This window comes from Acidovorax sp. GW835-FHT14B10, assembly GCF_058793725.1.
The window spans coordinates 1-18,543 of record NZ_JBXAGC010000005.1 but is presented as its reverse complement, the minus strand read 5'-3'; the positions used below and the strand labels follow the sequence as shown (position 1 = coordinate 18,543).

Here is an 18,543-nt window from a genome sequence, read left to right as displayed (position 1 = left end):
GCACGCCTTCAGCACCAACGGGCAAACAGAAATCGTGTGCTGTGCGGTACGTTGAGCAGGCTGTTCATTTGGTACCAATTGATGTAAATTAGTACCATTGGACATCTAGATAGGTACTGGGTCAATTGTTTTGGTACCGCTTTTTATTGGGAGAAACCCGCATGAAAAAAAAGCTCACAGACGAGGAGTTCTTCGATGCGTTGACCCATTTGCTCTTAACGGAGGGCATCAAAGGTCTGACCGTGGGTGAAATTGCCGCGCGTATGCATTGCTCGCGGCGGCGCCTCTATGACATTGCGCAGACAAAGGAAGAGATCTTTTGCGCTGTCGTGCAACGCTTTTTTGACAGCCTCCTGGAACAGGGGGAGGCATTGATCCACAGTGAAAAAGATTTGACGACGGCTCTCGCTGTCTACCTCAGCGTCGGCGTCCATGCGGCCAGCCGTATTGGTGTGCAGTTCTTGAAGGATGTCGAAGACTCTGCGGTTGCCCGAGGCATCTTCGACCACTACCAGCATGCCCGTACCATGCGAATGTCCCAACTCATCGACGAAGGAGTGCGGCAGGGTGTTTTCACCCCTTGCCATGGATTGGTCATGTCTGAGGTGATGCTGGGAGCGGCACTGAGGTTGCGCCGCCCGGCATTCCTTGCCCAGGCCAACCTAACCATCGAGGATGCCTTCCAGGAGTTTTACCGGATATTGCTGGGTGGATTGCTGACCGATTCAGCTGCATCTCACACAGCCAAGAGTGGCAAGCGGGCTGTGCGGACTGGCGTGCGGCGAGTCGCCGAAAAGAAGGATACGGACTACGATGAAGTCGGCACCATGCTGATGGCGGCCTGGAATCGCGAATAAGTGGAAAAAGGCGGCGCGGTTGGCGGGGGCGTAACCTCGGATGGTCTTGTGAAGGCTGCCAAGATCATGTCCACGGCACATGGGCACAACTTGTCGGATGTGTTTGCGTCTCTTGAACTGCCCACTCAGGCTGCTATTGAGTCTGAATTTCTGGCGGCGTCAGGAGAACAGCTGGCACCGCTTCTTGCCGAGTGCTCGAACTACTTCATTCAAGCCCGCTATGCCTATGAACAGATCGGTGGCAGCTACAACTTGAGCGGCATCCGCACGCTCGCAAAGGGCGTGCTTGATGCCGTGAAAGCCTTCGGTACCAAGAATCCCTGAGCGAAGTGCTCATCAATATTGGCGCGTCGGTTCGCCCCGGAGTCCGGCTAGGTGCTGCCCCAGTTGTCTCCAAACACCTGCGCTTGCCGCAGCACCAAGTCCACCGCCTCTTCCTGCAAGTCTGGCGGGTACTTGTACTTGCGCAAGACCCGCTTGACCATCAGTCGCAGTTTGGCCCGCACACTCTCACGCTCGGACCAGTCCACCGTCAGGTTCTGGCGCAGGTTCTCGGTCAGCTCATGGGCAATCTTCTTGAGGGTTTCGTCGGTCAGTTCTCTGACCGCTGATTCATTGGTGGCCAGGGCATCGTAAAAGCGCACCTCGTCCTCGGTCAGCCCCAGCAACTCGCCCCGGCTGGCGGCCTCGCGGAACTTCTTGGCCATCTCGACCAGTTCTTCCATGACCTGCGCGGTTTCAATGGAGCGGTTCTGGTAGCGCTTGATCACGTTGCCCAGCAGATCGGAGAACTTCTTTTCCTGCACCACGTTGCTGCCGAAGCGGCTCTTGATCTCGCCTTCGAGCAAGCGTTCCAGTAGTTCAACCGCCAGGTTCTTCTCGGGCAGGTTTTTCACCTGGGCCAGGAATTCATCGTCCAGCAGCCCAATGTTGGGTTTGTCCAGGCCCACGGCATCAAAGATGTCCACCACCTGGTCGGACACGACGGCGTTACTGATGATCTGGCGGATGGCTTCGTCGCGCTGTTCGTCGGTGCGCTTTTTAGCGGTGATGTCCCGCTTGGTCAGGATGACCTTCACAGCCTGCATGAAGGCGACTTCTTCCCGCACAGCCTTGGCTTCGTCCAGGGTGCAGCACAGGGAGAAGGCTTGGGTCAGTGCCAGCGTGGTATCAGCAAAGCGGCGTTTGCCATCCTTGCCACCTTCTTCCCGCAGGCCCAGGACGTGGTTGGCAGCTCGTGCCAGGGTCTGGTGCCCCCCAGTGAGGAAGTCGCTGTAATCGCAGCCATGCAGCATGGATTGCAGGACATCGAGCTTTTCCATGAGGACGCTATACGCCTCGCGGGCATCTACGGTGGGAGTGCCCCGGCCTTTGCTGGCGGTGTACTCCTTCATGGCGGCTTTGAGTTCGTTGCCAATGCCGATGTAGTCCACCACCAGGCCGCCTTGCTTGCCCTTGAAGACCCGGTTCACGCGGGCAATCGCCTGCATGAGGTTATGGCCCTTCATGGGCTTGTCCACGTACAGGGTGTGAACGCAGGGGGCATCGAAGCCGGTGAGCCACATGTCGCGCACGATCACCAGGCGGAGCGGGTCGGCGGGGTCTTTGAAGCGCTTTTCCAGTCGTTTTTTGACCTTGCCGTCGTAGATATGGGGGCGCAGCAGGGCTTTGTCGCTGGCGGAGCCGGTCATCACGATCTTGATTGCGCCTTTCTCGGGGTCTGGGTCGTGCCAGTCGGGCCGCAGCTTGATGATCTCGTTGTAGAGGTGAACGCAGATGTCGCGGCTCATGGCCACCACCATGGCTTTGCCGGATTGGGCGGTGCTGCGTTCTTCAAAGTGCGCCACCAGATCGGCGGCCACACTGGCAACGCGGGGTTCGGCGCCTACGATTTTTTCCAGGGCGGCCCATCGGCTTTTGAGTTTGGCCTGGGTACTTTCTTCCTCGTCCTCGGCCAGCTCGTCCACTTCGTCGTCAATGCTGGGCAGGTCTTCGTCTTTGAGGCGCAGCTTGGCCAGGCGGGACTCGTAGTAGATGGCCACGGTGGCGCCATCTTCCTTGGCCTGCTGCATGTCGTAGACGTGGATGTACTCACCAAACACTGCTCGGGTGTCGTGGTCGGTACTGCTGACCGGGGTTCCGGTAAAGCCTACGAACGTGGCGTTGGGTAGCGCATCGCGCAGGTGCTGGGCGTAGCCCGCCTGGTATTTCTCCTCTCCGGGCTTGCCTTTGAGGGTGGCCTTGAACCCGTATTGGGTGCGGTGAGCTTCGTCCGCGATCACCACGATGTTGCTGCGCTCGGACAGCACCGGGAAGGTATCTTCATCCTCCCCCGGCATGAACTTCTGGATGGTGGCAAAGATGATGCCACCGGAGGGGCGATTGCCCAGCTTGGCGCGTAAGTCCGGGCGGGTTAACGCTTGTGTCGGCTGCTCGCGCAACAGGTCTTGGGCCAGGCTGAACACGCCAAACAACTGTCCATCGAGGTCGTTGCGATCGGTGATGACCACGATGGTGGGGTTCTCCATCGCGGCTTCTTGCATCACACGGGCGGCAAAGCAGGTCATGGTGATGCTCTTGCCGCTGCCCTGGGTATGCCACACCACACCGCCCTTGCGGGAAGCTCCGGGCCGGGAGGCGGTCACCACTTCTTCGATGGCTGCACGCACAGCATGGAACTGGTGGTAGCCTGCAATCTTCTTGACGAGCTGACCGTCGTCCTCGAACAGGACAAAGTAACGGATGTAGTCCAGCAGGTACTGTGGGGTCAGCACACCACGCACCAGGGTTTGCAGTTCTTGAAACTGCCCCAGTGGGTCGAGGTTTACTCCATCAATCGTGCGCCAAGCCATAAAGCGCTCGGCGTTGGCAGACAGCGAACCCATCAGCGCGTCGGTGCCGTCCGAGATCACCAGCACCTCGTTGTACTGGAACACGTCCGGTATCTGCTCTTTGTACGTCTCGATCTGGTCGAAGGCTTTCCAGATGTTGGCGTTCTCGTCGGCGGGGTTTTTGAGTTCCAGCAGCACCAGCGGCAGACCGTTGACGAACAGGATGATGTCAGGGCGCCGGGTTTTGTGCGGGCCTTTGATGGTGAACTGGTTGACCGCCCACCATTCATTCTTCTCGGGGTGTGCCCAGTCGATCAGACGCACGAAGTCGCCGCGTGTCTCGCCATCCTTTTGATACTGGACGGGGACACCGCCCACCAACATTTTGTGGAACGCGCGGTTGGCCGACAGCAAGGAGGGGATGCCCAGATCCGTGACGCGCTTGATGGCGTCTTCGCGGGCAGCCACTGGAATGCTGGGGTTCAGGCGGTTGATGGCCTCGCGCAGCCGAAAGGGCAGCAGCACCTGCCGGTAGTCCGCGCGCTCTGGCGTGGTGCCGTCAAAGGCAATGTCAGGCCCGTAGCGGTGGGTGTAGCCCACGTCTTGCAGCCAGGCCAGCGTTTCGCGTTCCAGTTGGTCTTCGGTCACGGCTCCCTCTCGCTTTTTTGTCCTGTGGCTACAGCTTCATCAGCTCGATGTAGCGCAGGTACCTGTTGCAGGCCCCCGCAGAAAGCCCCCCGATCATTCTTCGGCTTTCCGATAGGACTGCAACTCATGGGTTGGCGTACCAGGAAATGCGCGCCGAATGCGATGCTCCCTGACCAATGCGTCCAAATAGCCTTTGCGCAAACCGTCTGGATCCCGGTTTAAAAGCTCAGCCAATGCACTGAGCCGCACATACCGTCCTTCGCATACCGACAAGATTACCTCCACCATGGCTGGACGCTCCAACCGTGCCTTACCCCGGGGTAGGGCGGCTCGCCGCAACAGGTCGTCCTTCAATGTATCTGAAAGGGCGCTGAGATCATCCAAGACGGGCGCATCCAGCAAGGGCGACAGTAGACAACCGTGCTCATCCCTGGTTGCAGTGTGGGTGTTGACGCCCTCCGTAGTGCGAGGCGTGGCCTGCTCCGGCCGCACGGGCTGATCACTACCGGAGGTATCCTCCTTAGTACCGGAGCTTGCAGTGCTACTACCGGAGCTAGTGCCATTACTACCGAAGCTGAACGCTGCGGGAAATACCTGCTCCGGGGTAACGGGAGCCGCGCCCGGCAAGTAATAAACCTTGCCACGAGACTGGCCTTGGGAGAGCAACATCCCATCACGCTCCAACCGTGCCAGCGCCAAGCTGATGTCATGAGGATGCTGGGGGGAAATCTCGGTCATGCGCGCATGGTTGACCACACCTTCGATCACGGCCGTGGACAGAATCATTCTGTCGAGCGCCCCCACCTGATCGAACGATGCACCAAACCGCGCCCGCAGTGCGTCCAGCACCGCAGGTGGCAGCAAATCCAGCATGTGCAATTCCAGCAAGGTTTGCTCTGGCATGTCCTTTTCCCTCAGCAGCGGCTGACGCCAGTGGCAGCTTTGCCAGCCGCTGTAAATTTTGGGCATGCCCGAGCCCCCACGTTCACCCAGGCCAATGAGCAAGAACATTTGATGCAGGATGCGATTGCGGCAATCGCTCTCGCCACCCCGAATCACCTGCTCCACAGGCAGCCGAAGCAAACCAGGGTTGCGAAAGCCGAACATGTCTGGCCGCTTGACCACCAACACCGACACCCGGCCCGTGTAGTCCGCATGCACCAGGGTGTTGACCAACGCTTCACGCAAGGCGACGTGTACCGGCGTGTCGTCTTGCCTTTGGCCGTCTTTGAGCGAAAACGGAACTTTCAGGTCGGCCACCAGCTTTCGGTACACCCGGCGGTAAAACTCGAAAAGATTGCCCGTCCAGGTACCATCAGGTACCAATCGGTCAACCCAACGCAATTCGGTTTTGGCCTCTGGACGCTCTTGATAGTCCAGAAAATAGTGCGGCGCGGCCTCCTGGATGGCCGCCCAGGTGCCAAACATCAGTAGGCCCGCCAGCGTCATTCCCTCCTGGCCTGTCTGGCGGTCACGCCGCCAGCCGCGCAGGCTGGTCAAAAAGGTAAAGTCGTCTTGCTCCAGATAAGGGTGACCTGGCTTTTCGTCTTTGAGCATCTGGCGGTAGATGCGCAAGCTCTCGCCATCAATGTCCCCCATACCAAAGCCCGGCAGAATTCGGGCATCGCGCTCATCCTCCACCTGCTCGGCCAGCATACGCTTGACCGTCTCTTCATCACACGGCCGGTCTCCGTCGTTGAGCCGCTTGTACGTATGGCCGAACGGCTGGCCGTTGAGGAACACCGGCCTTTGCTTGCGCATGGCCTGCGGAATGCGCACCACCAAAATGCTCTTGTCCCCCAGCACCCACTCCTGCACATCGGCGTCGGTCAGCAGATTGGCGCTCACCTTGCCCGGGTTGTTCAGGTTGTTGAACAGGTCTGCCCGCACCTTCGCCGGGTTGGGAATGCCCGCAATGGAGAACACCCCATCCTTCTCCCGCACGCCCAGCAGCACCACGCCGCCGTGGGCGTTGGCCATGGCCGAGTAGGTGGGCCAGAAATCCTTGGGCACCTCGCCCTGGCCGTTCTGGCCTTGGGCCAGCTTGCACTCCAGCTCCACCGTTTCGCGCAGCAGGGCCAGGTCTTCGAGGGAGGTGGGTGAGAACATCACACGGGTCCTGGAGCAGATTCTTAAGCCAAATTGGACGCTAGCGCTTTATGGATAAGCGCAAGCAGCTATAAAAAGCAGAGCAATCATGCCTACAGGGCACCGCCCAGGGCGGCCTCGGTGCCGGCCTGGGCTTCGGGCAGGCGCAGCTGGCCGGAGATCAGGCGGGGGAGCAGGGTGTCGCGGAGGGTGGCGTAAGCGAGTTTGCGTTTAAACACGTAAACCCTTGATATGTATGAATTTTTCAAGCACCCCTCGCTGATAAAAGGTTTGCGTTTAAGCACTTTTCAGGCCCAGAACGGCAGATAGTGCGCGTAGTGCGTGGAGGTCGTGTCCGACTCGTCGGTCTTGATCAGCCCCGCCTCCTCCGGTTCGATCCGCGTTTCCATCACAGCCCCATCTCCCCCGCAACTCGGCGCACCCCGCCCACAAACTTGCCGTAGCTGTGTGATTGGTTGTGCTCTGGCTCACGCAGGTGCTGGGCCATGGCACGGGCGCCAGCTCCTTTTTGAAAGCGCGGCACCAAACGCTCCAGTTCCACCGACGGCTTTCGCCATGCATCGGGGTCTGCAAACTTTTTGCGATGTGCTGCGCTGTCGGCCTTGGGGTGGGCGAAGGCTGCGGCCACGGCTTGCAGATCGCCGAGATACCAGGCTTCCAGCTCCTGGCAGGCCAGCCGCACCAAGGTGTCGGGGCGGCCAGCGGCGCGGCACATGGACTGGAGCTTGTGCAGCACATCCCCGCAATCTGCCCCGTCGTTGTCGCGTACCACCACAAACCTATCCCCCGGAATCTGCCACGCACTGAGCTTGCGCGGAATGCTTCTGTCCAGGTCTGACTTGCCCTCGTGCGGCACACACAAAAAGTGTTGCCCAGCCACCCAACCGGGCATCAGGCGGGGCAGCAGCCCTTCCAGCAACAGCTTCATCGAGGGCTCTTCCAGCAAAAACACCAGCCGCCCCGCCATCAGTTCAAGCCCTCCAGCAGACCCTGTTTCCACAGCGCGCCCGGCAAATCACCCGCATCCACCAGCGCCTGCAAGTTGGCTGACTCCGCCGCGCGGCTGATCTGCGTGAAGCCCTGTACCTTGCGCAGGCAGTAAATCTCTTCCAGCTTCAGCGCATTCAAAAAGTCGGGAGAATGTGAAGAGATAAACACCTGCCCGCCGCGCTGGGCATAGCTGCGAAACTCTTCCGCCAACTCCGGCAGCAACTCGGGGTAGAGCTGATTCTCGGGCTCCTCTACTGCCAGCAGTGGGTAGGGCTGCGGGTCATTGAGCAGCACCAAATAGGCAAACATCTTGATGGTGCCGTCGGACACATGGCGTGCCACAAAAGGGTCTTTGAAGCTGCCATCCTGAAACCGGAGCACCAGCCGCCCATCCTCCGTCTGGCGGGGCTCCACCAGGGATACGCCGGGCACACGGGCCTTCATGGCCTCCAGAATGCGCGCAAAAGCATCCGGGTGGTGCTCAAACAGAAAGTTCGCCACCAGCGGCAGGTTGTCACCCCGGGTGGAGAGGTGTTCGGCAAAGCCATCCTCCTGGCTGGGCCGCGCCTCTGACACATGAAAGTCCGAGATGTGCCAGTTCTCAATCATCAGCCGCAGCGCGCTGGCCGCCTTGAAGCGGTCAAACTGCCCCAGGCCCTTCACCGCCAAAATATCGGGCGCGTCCAGCGCCTGCACCTCGCGGGTCAGGTCTTCGTCTTTTTTGGAGAAGTCTTCCTCATTGGTAATGGCATAGCCCTGGCCCAGCGCAAAGTCCAAAAAGTGAAACGGCTTGCCGTGCGGCCCGCGCTTGTAGCGCAGCACCTCGCGCGCCACCACGGCGCGGCCCATCATGTCGGGCTCGACGCGCAACTGGTAGGTCACCAGCCGCTCCTTGCCCGTGATCTCCAGCCGAAACTGCAGCGTCAGCTCAATCGGCTCGTGGGCAAAGCCCCGGCTCGCCAACTCCTTGAAGCCGCCGCGCTTGCTCACCGCCTTGCCCACGTTCATGGCCAGTGCGTCCTTGAGGAACGAGAACACATCAAACAACGTGGACTTGCCCGTGCCATTGGCACCTACCAGCACACACAAGCGCGGAATGGTGCTGAGCTTGGCGTGGCGAAACAGCCGGTAGTTCTTGATTTCGATGGACTCAATTTGCATACGCAGGCTCCAGGGTCAGGGACGCCGCCGCACGCGTGCGGCGCTGGCTGCATTGTGGGCCAGCCCCCCAAGCGGCACCGGCAGGCCGTGCGCAGAGCTGCCCCCAGCGGGCCAGGCCGACAAGACACTTGAAGTAAAAAACGGCTCTAGCGCTTATGGAGCAAGCGCAAGCAGCTATCAAAAACAAAGCATTCATACTTACAGCGCACCGCCCAGGGCGGCCTCGGTGGCGGCCTGGGCTTCGGGCAGGCGCAGCTGGCCGGAGATCAGGCGGGGGAGCAGGGTGTCGCGGAGGGAGGAGAGGGTTTGGGCTTGGAACAGGTTTGCTCGGATTCGAGCCATCAGCGCATCCACGGCTGCATCAAACGCTTGGATTACTGGAGCTTGGGGACAAGCGACATACACGCCTGAAAAGGTCTCTTGTGTGATGGTGTCAAAGACGGAGCCGTGTGCTCGCTGCTGCAACTGCTGTACCAAACGCGTTGCGCTGAAGTAGGTGAAGTAGGTATCGCCCGCCTTGCCTCGTAACCCGTAGCAAGATTGATTCATTGCCATAGACCGTCCGGAAAGAGCCAGCTTTCCAACAGTTCCGCGAGCTGAAATGATGGTTGTGCCAGCGGGCAGCAGTTTGGTGGATGACCCATGCAATCCCGCTTCCGTGATGTGCTTTTCTGTGTCGATCACAAATACGTCAGATGGCCCGGGCGCATCAACCACGGAGAACCAAGGAATGTCACCACCCCAAAAATCCGGATTGGAGGTTTTTGGAGTGCCGCCACCGATGATTTGGATAGTGTCGCGGAATGTCTGCAACAGCCACCCCCTCGGCACCTCCCCCAACTCCGACGCTTCAAACCCATCGGGAAACAGCGCTGCGGTGGCCTCATCCATGCCTTCGGGCGGGCGGCCTTCCATCTTGGCGCGCACGGGGTCGAAATCGACGAACCAGGACTTGAACAGAGCCTGGGCGATGGCTTCGAGCGTGGCGTTGGTTTCGCGCAGGAGGGTGATGCGGTCGTCGAGAGCACCTAAGAATTGAGCAATGCTTTTCTGGGAATCAATCGGCGGAACAACTACCAAAGCCTCATGCAGGTGATTGCGGTTCACGCCGGGCACTGCCGCCTTGTCCGAATAAGCAAAAAAATCGACTATTTTCAGAAAGTAGTGGATGAACTGCGGATCGTTGCCCTTGAAGTCGCGCACGTAAAGAGTGGTGTTTAGCGGCCAGAAATCTTCTTGGACATAGAAAACTTGTCCAATCGTTCCATATCGACCGGTTACAACGCCAGGGCCGTTCACCATCGCCACGCTGTGGCGATCACTAACGCCCGATGATGAAACCAAGGGCACTTTTCCAGGCTCACGTTTGGCCTGTGGGAGGTCATACCCTCTTTTGAGTTCGATGAAATCACCCAGCTTGCCACTTGCCCACTCAGAACTCATACCCCAGCCCCCCAGCTTCGCCCGAATCATCGCCACCCGCAGCATCCAGCCCTAACTCCCGCTCCAATTGCTCAATGCTGGGCAGCTGCCCCCGCAGTGCCTCGGGCAGGGTATGGCTGAGGTTGTAGGTCGCAAGGCCCATCGGCTTTTGCATATCGCTCAGCGCGTATTCGGCCACCAGTCGGTCTTTGCTTTTGCACAGCAGCAGGCCGATGGTGGGCTGGTCGCCCTCGCGGCGCAGTTGTTCGTCCACGGCTTTCAGGTAGAAATTGAGCTTGCCCGCAAACTCGGGCTCGAAGTCCACGGTTTTCAGCTCGACCACCACGTAGCAGTGCAGGCGTGCGTGATAGAAAAGCAAATCCAAGAAGAAATCGCGCTCGCCCACTTGCAGCGGCACCTGGCGGCCCATGTAGGCAAAGCCTGCGCCCAGCTCCAGCAAAAACTGCGTCACATGCTCGATGAGGGCGGTTTCCAGCTCGCGTTCGGTGTGTTCTGGGGTCAGGGAGAGAAAGTCAAACTGGTACGGGTCTTTGAGCAGTTGCACCGCCAAGTCGGATTGCACGGCGGGCAGGGTCTGCGCAAAGTTGGTGATGGCCTTGCCCTCGCGCTGCCATAGGCCGCTTTCGATCTGGTGGGTCAGCACGCTGCGGCTCCAGCCGTAAGTTTGCGTGGCTTGCACGTAGTACAGCGCCTCGTCCGGCTGTTTGCACTTGGTCAGGATGGTGACGTGGTGCCACCAAGGAATCCCCATCAATTGCGAAGCAGCCTGCTGCGCAATTGCTGGTGAGGCATTCCAGAAGCTGTACCAGCGCCGTATCTGCTCCAGATTGCGCTTGGAAAACCCCTTCACCTCGGGGAACTCGCGCATCAGGTCGGCGCTGATCTGGCGCAAAAAGCCGCTGCCCCAGGCAAACTGGGTCTGCTTGGCCACCATGTCGGTGCCCAGTTCCCAATAAAACTGCAGCATGGCCGTGTTGACTGCAACCGCCGCTTTGAGCTGTACCTGGCGATAGCGGGCCTTCAGCTCGGCCAGCCACTGGCGGTATTCGGGGGTCAGGGTGGTCAAGTCAGAACTCATACCCCAGCCCCCCCAGCTTCGCCCGAATCACCGCATCCAGCTCCACACCCTTGGCCATCTGCTCGCCCAGCTTCTCGGTGAGCTTCTGCATCTTGTCGGCAAAGGCTTCGTCGTCGTCTTCCACGTCTTCCGCGCCCACGTAGCGGCCGGGGGTGAGCACATGGCCGTGCTGCGCGATCTCTGCCAGAGGCACGCTGCGGCAAAAGCCTTTCACGTCTTCATAACTGCCTGCGCTCGGTTCGCCGCGCCAGGCGGCCACCACGGCTTCGATGCGGGCAATCGTCTCATCCGTCAGCTCGGCCTGCACGCGGCTGATCATGCGGCCCAGCTTGCGGGCATCAATGAACAGCACCTCGCCCTTGCGCGTCTTTTGCTTGGCCAAAAACCACAGGCAGGCGGGAATCTGGGTGTTGAAGAACAACTGGCCGGGCAGGGCCACCATGACTTCGACCACATCGGCATCGACCATGGCCGCGCGGATCACGCCTTCGCTGTTCTGGCTGCTGCTCATGCTGCCGTTGGCCAACACAATGCCTGCGCGGCCCGTGGGTTTGAGGTGGTGCAGCATGTGCTGCAACCAGGCGTAGTTGGCGTTGCCGTGGGGTGGGTCGCCATATTCCCAGCGCGGGTCGCCTTCCAGGCTACCGTGCCACCAGTCGCTGATGTTGAAGGGCGGGTTGGCCAGGATGTAGTCGGCCCGCAGGTCGGGGTGCTGGTTGCGGGTGAAGGTGTCGGCAGGCTCGCGGCCCAGGTTGTAGTCGATGCCGCGAATGGCCAGGTTCATGGCGGCCAGGCGCCAAGTGGTGGGGTTGGCCTCCTGGCCGTAGATGGACACGTCGCCAATTTTTCCACCATGGGCTTCGATGAACTTTTCAGACTGAACAAACATGCCGCCTGAGCCGCAGCAGGGGTCGTACACCTTGCCTTCGTGCGGCGCCAGGATGGCGACCAGGGTTTTGACAATGCTGGCGGGCGTGTAGAACTGCCCGCCCCGCTTGCCCTCGGCACTGGCGAACATGCCCAGAAAGTATTCGTACACCTGGCCCAGCACGTCGCGGGCCACGGCGGGGTCGGCCCCAAAGCCGATGGTAGATACCAAGTCCACCAGCTCGCCCAGCTTGCCATCGGGCAACTGCGCACGGGCGTAGCGCTTGTCGAGGATGCCTTTGAGCTTGGGGTTTTCAACCTCGATGTGGGTCAGTGCGTTATCAATGCGCTTGCCAATGTCGGGCTGCTTGGCGGCGTTGCGCAGGGCTTCCCATCGCGCACCTTCGGGCACCCAGAAGACGTTGACCTCTTTGTAGTAGTCCCGGTCTTCCAGTTCGGCTTCGATGTCGGCGGGGTCAGCGTCGCCATAGAAGTATTCGTCGTCGGGGTTGGTGAGGCGGGCCGTCAGCTCGGCACGGCGGGCGGCAAAGGTGTCGGAGATGTATTTGACGAAGATGAGGCCGAGCACCAGGTGCTTGTATTCGGCGGCGTCCATGTTGGCGCGCAGCTTGTCGGCGGTGGCCCAGAGGGTTTTTTTGATGTCGTCGAGCATGGAGGCTGAGAGAATTTGGCCGCACAACCCGGCTCAAAAGAGCGGGTTGGACGCATAGAAATCACTCGTCCCATCTTACCGTCACGATCACAGATGGATACAGGTCCCTGCGCTCGGTCAACTGTCTTGAGGGCGCAGTGCTTCAAATTGGATGAATCGCCCCGGATTCCCTAGACACTCGTGAGCCGTTGGGAATGGCGTCGTTCGAACTCTCTCAACTTTGCATCAAATGGCTCCAACGCATCCTTGGGCACCTCCGGCTGCGACAGTCCCAACCACTCCCGGATCTTCTGCGGCGCCAGTTGACCTTCGTTGATGAGCTCGTTGACCATCCGAAGATAGATAGCCCGGTTTTCAGCGAGCAGGGTCTGCGCACGTTCGTACTGGGTCTGCAGACCTGCTTCAATTTCTGAATTGGTACCGGCCACATCCGTGTTGATATCCTCCCCGGCCTCCGTGCTGACATCCACATGGCTGATGCGCTTACCAAACGCGGCATGCCGGATAAAGGCGGCCATTTGCTGCGTCGCCAGCTTGAGATCGTTCTCACTGCCCGAGCTCAGCGACTCCATGCCAAACACCATCTCTTCGGCAGCGCGACCTGAGAGCGCAACACACACCGCGTCGAGCAGATTGCCGCGGGTTTTGACTTTGAGCGCATTGAAGCTGTTGTAGCCCCCGGAGAAGGTCGCCATGTTGATGCGAATTTCCAGCGGAGCCTGCCGGAAGAGCAAGGCGTATATCAGACCATGCCCCGCTTCGTGCACCGCCAGAACTGCCCGCATGTCTGGGTCGGGTCGCTGACGAAGCTTGCTGATCTCAAACGCTACGGGTACGGTATGTATCCGGTGGCCCCATCGCGCGATCAGTAGTCCGGCATCTGGGTCGACATCTATGGTCAGCTCCTCACCTGGCCCGGCGCCCTGCTCCAGCGCCCAGAGTGTGAAGTCCACCAGAGGTGCACTCATCAGACCATGCACGGAAGAGAAAACCGGACGGGTGCCCTGGGTGGGAAACACCGAATTGGCGTAGATCTGCTCCCTGACCGCATCGGTCACTTCAAAGCGCAGTCCACTGGACGCCTCGATTTCCTGCAAGTACCCGTGCACCGCTACCTCGATGAGCTTTTGGTAGGTCGAGCGGTTCAGACTGGGATAGACGACGTGGTTGTTGCCAAGACGGGCAATTTGCTCGGGCTTGAAGCGCTCACTCAACGCCCGCTTCACATCAATGAGCGAAAGCTTGCGGGTCATGGCATGGAACACATCAGCATCCGTGTCGCAGTCTTCCACGCGACTTGCGGCATCTGCATACATCTCATCCAGATTGCCGCAGACAAAAATCAGCAGTTTCGAGTAATCTGTCTCCCACGCATGGGGGTCCTGCATGAAGTCAACCAAGCGACTGTGGAGATCCTGCGGAGACCAGGTCATGATCTCCATGATGGACTCCTTGAGCTTCAACATCGCTTTAAATTCCTGGGCCTGATACGGCGGCAGAGCGAACTTCGTAAGATCATTGCGGGGCGTTCGCGCGAACAGCCCAACGACCACATCCTCCTCGTCAGCATCCGACTTCACGCCAACCCGCTTGTGTTCGTCACGATATGCAGCCTCGGCCAACCTGCGCTCAATATCCCCAAGGAAGCTAATGTTGGGAGGCAATTTCCCGTCGGAGAGCAAGCCCCACACGTCCATGTAGTGCTCGACCTTGCGCTCGCGCCCCTCGCGGTCAATGGTCCTGAATCGTTGGAATTCATCGAGCACGAGGATTCCGGGAGTGCCCTCGGCGATCGCGGAGTCCGACAACATGGAGCCGATCGACACCCCTCCTCCGTTGGAATAGCCGTCCATCTGAACTTCGATCAGGCGGTCATAGAACCCGAGCTTTTTGGACAGGCTGCGAATGAGTTGGGTCTTGCCCGTACCGGTGAGTCCCCACAGGTTCACGATGACTGGCCGGTTGATGATGTCGGGCAGGACGTACCACGCCCGTATTGTGTCGATCACGCGATCGATGATGTCATCAATCCCAAAAAGCTCGGTCTTGAGCTCGGCAGCGATGCGTCGTAGCTGGGCGCTGCGTTCGCAGATGTGCGCGCGCAATTGAATGTTCGTTGTTCTCATGGTGATGGAAATTTCTGTTTGGGTTCTGCACCGGTCACATCTCGCGCGACCGACATGGAATGGAGATCGCTATCAACGCCAGAAGCGAAGCAGTTTCAGGAAGGCGACCAGATCGGCTTTAGCCGTCTTGGCCACTTCGTGCAGGAGCGCGATGCGCTCCTCGGACCTGACCTTCAAGAGCAGATGCAGGAGTAACGTGAGGAGTAGCGCCACCGCAGCACCCGCCACAAAGAGCCAGGCGTCCATGGGATCCCAATCCCTGCGGAAGATGAGATACGCGTTGATGGCGCTCAACGCCAGGAGCGTCAGGTGAATGATCCAGTGCATCGTTGATTCCTTTCGTGGTCATGTCGATGTCTCAGCTCATCCATAGCGTCTCGCGATACACCGCCCTCTGCATGTCGACCGCCCGCCGGACATCCAGCCCCTTGTAGGAACCAAACCCCAAGATCCAGGCGAGATAACGTCCGACCTGGGGGTCGGCTTCACACAGTGCCTGCAGGGGCTTGGTCAGCACCTCTGCCCTGACATGGCTAATCCGCTGGTACATGTCAGGCGTCGATACGTAGTGACGTCCAAACATGAGCTCGCGCAGGCAGAGGTAGTAGCCACAGGGGTTGACCAACAGCGCCACGGCAACGGGCTCCCAGCTGGATTTGAGGACCAAGGTTCTGCAACGGCGGGCACGCCCCATGGCAGCTAAACACTGCGAAAGTGCAGTCGGATCTCCTTCATCCAGTTCTCGGGGCGCAGAACGCAAAGGCAGGAGATATGCGGCGACCAGTTCATCCAATGCAAAAACCGTTGTGACGAATGGCACCAGCGCCTGGTTAGAAAGCAGCGGTAGTTGCCCGAGCAACTGGGCACGTTGCTCAGCCTGGACCTGCAGAGCACGCTGACTCTGGGGGGCTCCGAACATGTCCTGAGTTCCTTGTCGGGCTCGGTGATTACGCACGGGAGGCTCCTTTCTTGGAGGCTGCCCTGCGGGGGGTCGCACGGCTGCTGGTTTCTCCTGTCCGCCCGCGGGGCTCGAGGATGAAGTCCTCTTGAGTCAACCGCTGACCGATCTCTGCCGGGTCTATGTCGCCGGTGATCTGGGCTACGCACAGGGGCATCGCGACGAAGTGAACCGCTCCGGGCAGTCGCTCAATGAGTTCCAGCACTTGGGCATGCAGTTCACGGTGGATCTCCCCCCAGCGCTCTGCGGGGACCGCTTTGCGAAAGCTTGCTGGCAACGCCAGGATGCACAGGCCCTTGTGCTCCTGCACAAAGTGGGTAGGGGTGGAGCCAGCGGAAGAGGCGTTCCTGGATATTGGATTGGATGTGGGTTTCATGGATGTTGGGGTCCAGTTGTTCAGCGTGTGGGGCGCATAGTCAGAGGATTGCCATGAAGCCGATGGCGGCGGTGATACGCGCGACTTGCTGGCGGTCGAGCTCTTCGTCTCCACTGACGTCGAGCACTGCGCCCAACGTGCTGCCGCATTCGGCATCACGTGATCGCAAGCGGCGCAAGGGGGCGTCGAGGATCACAAGGCGCCGCGCGACAATTTCTTCGCGTTCCTCGCTGTTCAGGCTTAGCACAGGGTCTCGGTCGGGATGGTCATGCAGGTAGCCCGCCAGTCCACACGGAGCGACCAAAGCGGCTGCGACTGCCACATCCCGCTCCCATGCGTGCAGGGCCGGATACCGTCGGGCGCGTTTGGACATCTGAAGGCTCCAGCCGAGCAGGGAATGTTCTGCAGATTGGCAACACTCGGGTGCCCAGGCGCCCCTCGCCGGTATGGAGTACGCCGCAAGAAGTGCCTTGTCGAACACATCGGCGATAAAGCTACGAAGACTCTTGTTGGCGCAGGCTGGCAGGTGATCGAGCAGGTTCACGACTCCATGAATTTGCTCAACTCTGGAGGTCAACGACCTATTCTGTGGAGCCGCTGGTGCCGGTGGCACGTAACAGCTCTCGGAATATGGGGCTCGGGGATATCGGCGCACAGTGATGGGGTTCATGGTTTCCTGGCGATGAAAGACTGAAGGTGAATGAGGTGGGCGATGACACAGCGAGGGGCCTGCGTCGGACAAAGCTCCGCCCAGACCGCTGCTTGGTGCCAGCGGGGCTCGGAGGTGTCGACGGTGGCTTAGTGCGGCCTCAGGCGTGCAGCGGGTTCAGCCGTCTGACGTGAGTACGCATCGCGCCCGGGGGCGGGGGTTGCGGGTCTTCGCCCGCATGGCGTTCGGGCAGGGTGATGTCCTGCGATGTGCGTGACCGGTTTGTTCGGGCCCGTTCTGAGGCTCCAACCGCAACGCCTCGGGGTTTGGGCACGGGCATGGGCGCCCGCTCGCTGCCCCCTGCTTCGGCGAATAGGTTGCTATCGCCCACTTGCTGCAGGTGAGCGCCGTCCATGCGCAAGACCTTGCCGGTGGCAAGCCGACTGGCCAGTAGACGCTCCATGGCCGAACCGTCCTGGCGCGTGAGGTTGGGCACGTATCGGCTGTAGACCCTGAACAGCATTTCAGTGGAGGTGTGGCCGAGCTGGCGTGCGATCCATTCGGGCGCTTCACCGGAAGCCAGCCACAGGGTCGCCGCGGTGTGGCGCATCTGGTAAGGCCTGCGTTCAGTCATGTCCAGATGGCGCAGCAATGGATACCAGATGCGGTCCGTGAAGTTCTTGTTATCCAATGGCGCGCCCATCAGGTTGCAGAACACGTAGTCGGACAGTTTTCCCGTCACCTCGTACTGCTTGGTGAGGGCCTCGACTACCGGCTGGCTCATCTGGATATCGCGCTGGCTGCCGTCGGTCTTGGTGTATTCATCCTCTCCAAGAACGAAGGTCTCCCGGACCCGAATCAGGCGGTGCTCGAAATCGACGTAGCGCCATTTGAGGCCATGGACTTCTCCAGTGCGCATTCCGGTGAAAAAGCGCACGGTGAAATAGTTGCGATAGTCCGCACGGACGGTCGCCAGAATGCTCTGTACATCCTGCAGGCTGAACGGATCCACATCGACCTTGCGCACTCGGAGTCGCTTGATGTTGGTCGTGGGCGTCGTAAACTCGAATCGGTCGGCGGCTTCGTCAATGATCTGGCAAAGCGTGCCAATGATCTCGTTGATCCGTTTGGGTGAGAGTCCTTCCTTGTCTCCGCGACCTTTTACTTTGGCGAGTGTGGCGCGATAGGCAAGGATGTCGGATTTGGTGATGCTGCTGACCACCTTTTGTCCGAAGTGAGGGATCAGTCGACCGTCCAGAGTGGAGCGCAGGGATCGGATATGGCTGCGTCGCCATTCGATCTCGTGCTCTTTGAACCATTGGGCCGAGAATTCGCAGAACAATGGGCCAGTCGACTTCGGCTCTACGGCCGTCATCTCAGCCGACTCTGCGATCGCCTCCATCACCGCAGTGGGAGCCGCCTTCTCAAGGTTTGCCCGTGCAAAACGCTTGAGCGCTTTGCTGTTGGGAAAGTAGTTGGCGTATACGAAGGTGCCTGCATTGATCTCGGACTCGATCTTGGCGAGGACTTTTGCCAGCTTCTTGCGATTGATTGGGGTGTCGGTCAGTGCCGTGTACTCCCGGCACCGCTGGCCCTGAAATCTGAAGTCCATGAACAGGCTGCCCATGGTGTCTGAGTTGCGGATACTACCCATGAAGTACACCTCCATTGGCCATCGGAATGGCGCTCATCCCCGTGGGTGTTGATTTCCATCCAGAAGTGACCCAGTAACCCCCAGGTTTTCCATCTAAAACTGATCCACGTACTAACCCTAACC

The 18,543-nt window shown here is 59.7% G+C and carries 16 protein-coding genes; 2 read left to right on the top strand and 14 right to left on the bottom strand.

Annotation, left to right across the window (positions count from 1 at the left end; genetic code table 11):
- Positions 1 to 161: 161 nt before the first annotated feature.
- Complete coding sequence (locus AC1Q5S_RS05610) at positions 162 to 857, top strand: TetR/AcrR family transcriptional regulator (protein WP_348707509.1); 696 nt, start codon at positions 162 to 164, stop codon at positions 855 to 857.
- Positions 858 to 1,181, top strand: a complete 324-nt coding sequence (locus AC1Q5S_RS05605) for a hypothetical protein (protein ID WP_348707511.1) — start codon at positions 858 to 860, stop codon at positions 1,179 to 1,181.
- 47 nt (positions 1,182 to 1,228) lie between these two features.
- Here the strand turns inward: AC1Q5S_RS05605 and AC1Q5S_RS05600 are convergent, their stop codons facing one another.
- The 14 genes from AC1Q5S_RS05600 to AC1Q5S_RS05535 form a co-directional block, all read right to left on the bottom strand.
- The gene (locus AC1Q5S_RS05600) at positions 1,229 to 4,336 is read right to left on the bottom strand and encodes a type I restriction endonuclease subunit R (protein ID WP_492238464.1); all 3,108 of its coding nucleotides are present in this window, start codon (positions 4,334 to 4,336) and stop codon (positions 1,229 to 1,231) included.
- A 93-nt stretch (positions 4,337 to 4,429) separates the two neighbouring features.
- Positions 4,430 to 6,445, bottom strand: coding sequence for an RNA/DNA-binding domain-containing protein (locus tag AC1Q5S_RS05595; RefSeq protein WP_348707515.1), 2,016 nt, complete (start codon positions 6,443 to 6,445; stop codon positions 4,430 to 4,432).
- 92 nt (positions 6,446 to 6,537) lie between these two features.
- On the bottom strand, positions 6,538 to 6,663 hold the full coding sequence (locus AC1Q5S_RS05590; RefSeq protein ID WP_348707517.1) for a hypothetical protein: 126 nt from the start codon (positions 6,661 to 6,663) through the stop codon (positions 6,538 to 6,540).
- A 170-nt stretch (positions 6,664 to 6,833) separates the two neighbouring features.
- A complete protein-coding gene (locus AC1Q5S_RS05585) occupies positions 6,834 to 7,373 on the bottom strand; it encodes a DUF4276 family protein (protein WP_348707519.1) in 540 nt (179 codons plus the stop codon).
- 38 nt (positions 7,374 to 7,411) lie between these two features.
- Positions 7,412 to 8,596 (bottom strand): AAA family ATPase, encoded by a 1,185-nt coding sequence (locus tag AC1Q5S_RS05580; RefSeq protein ID WP_348707521.1) that lies wholly within the window; start codon positions 8,594 to 8,596, stop codon positions 7,412 to 7,414.
- A gap of 198 nt (positions 8,597 to 8,794) precedes the next feature.
- A complete protein-coding gene (locus tag AC1Q5S_RS05575) occupies positions 8,795 to 10,039 on the bottom strand; it encodes a restriction endonuclease subunit S (RefSeq protein ID WP_492238463.1) in 1,245 nt (414 codons plus the stop codon).
- Positions 10,029 to 11,105 carry a PDDEXK nuclease domain-containing protein gene (locus tag AC1Q5S_RS05570; protein WP_431604002.1) on the bottom strand — a complete coding sequence of 359 codons (1,077 nt, stop codon included), beginning with the start codon at positions 11,103 to 11,105 and terminating at the stop codon, positions 10,029 to 10,031. Before AC1Q5S_RS05570 ends, AC1Q5S_RS05575 begins: the two co-directional genes overlap by 11 nt.
- 1 nt (position 11,106) lies before the next feature.
- Positions 11,107 to 12,657: a class I SAM-dependent DNA methyltransferase gene (locus AC1Q5S_RS05565; protein WP_348683972.1), complete on the bottom strand. Its 1,551-nt coding sequence runs from the start codon at positions 12,655 to 12,657 to the stop codon at positions 11,107 to 11,109.
- A gap of 170 nt (positions 12,658 to 12,827) precedes the next feature.
- The gene (locus tag AC1Q5S_RS05560) at positions 12,828 to 14,783 is read right to left on the bottom strand and encodes a P-loop NTPase family protein (RefSeq protein ID WP_492238462.1); all 1,956 of its coding nucleotides are present in this window, start codon (positions 14,781 to 14,783) and stop codon (positions 12,828 to 12,830) included.
- Between the two features lie 72 nt (positions 14,784 to 14,855).
- A complete protein-coding gene (locus AC1Q5S_RS05555; RefSeq protein WP_008904199.1) occupies positions 14,856 to 15,110 on the bottom strand; it encodes a hypothetical protein in 255 nt (84 codons plus the stop codon).
- Between the two features lie 31 nt (positions 15,111 to 15,141).
- Positions 15,142 to 15,702 (bottom strand): hypothetical protein, encoded by a 561-nt coding sequence (locus AC1Q5S_RS05550; protein ID WP_008904200.1) that lies wholly within the window; start codon positions 15,700 to 15,702, stop codon positions 15,142 to 15,144.
- Between the two features lie 28 nt (positions 15,703 to 15,730).
- Positions 15,731 to 16,117: a hypothetical protein gene (locus AC1Q5S_RS05545; protein ID WP_085942523.1), complete on the bottom strand. Its 387-nt coding sequence runs from the start codon at positions 16,115 to 16,117 to the stop codon at positions 15,731 to 15,733.
- Positions 16,118 to 16,157: 40 nt separating this feature from the next.
- Entirely contained in the window at positions 16,158 to 16,661 is a 504-nt protein-coding gene (locus AC1Q5S_RS05540) for a hypothetical protein (protein ID WP_008904203.1), read from the bottom strand.
- 265 nt (positions 16,662 to 16,926) lie between these two features.
- Positions 16,927 to 18,420 (bottom strand): Arm DNA-binding domain-containing protein, encoded by a 1,494-nt coding sequence (locus AC1Q5S_RS05535; protein ID WP_008903534.1) that lies wholly within the window; start codon positions 18,418 to 18,420, stop codon positions 16,927 to 16,929.
- Positions 18,421 to 18,543 lie beyond the last annotated feature (123 nt).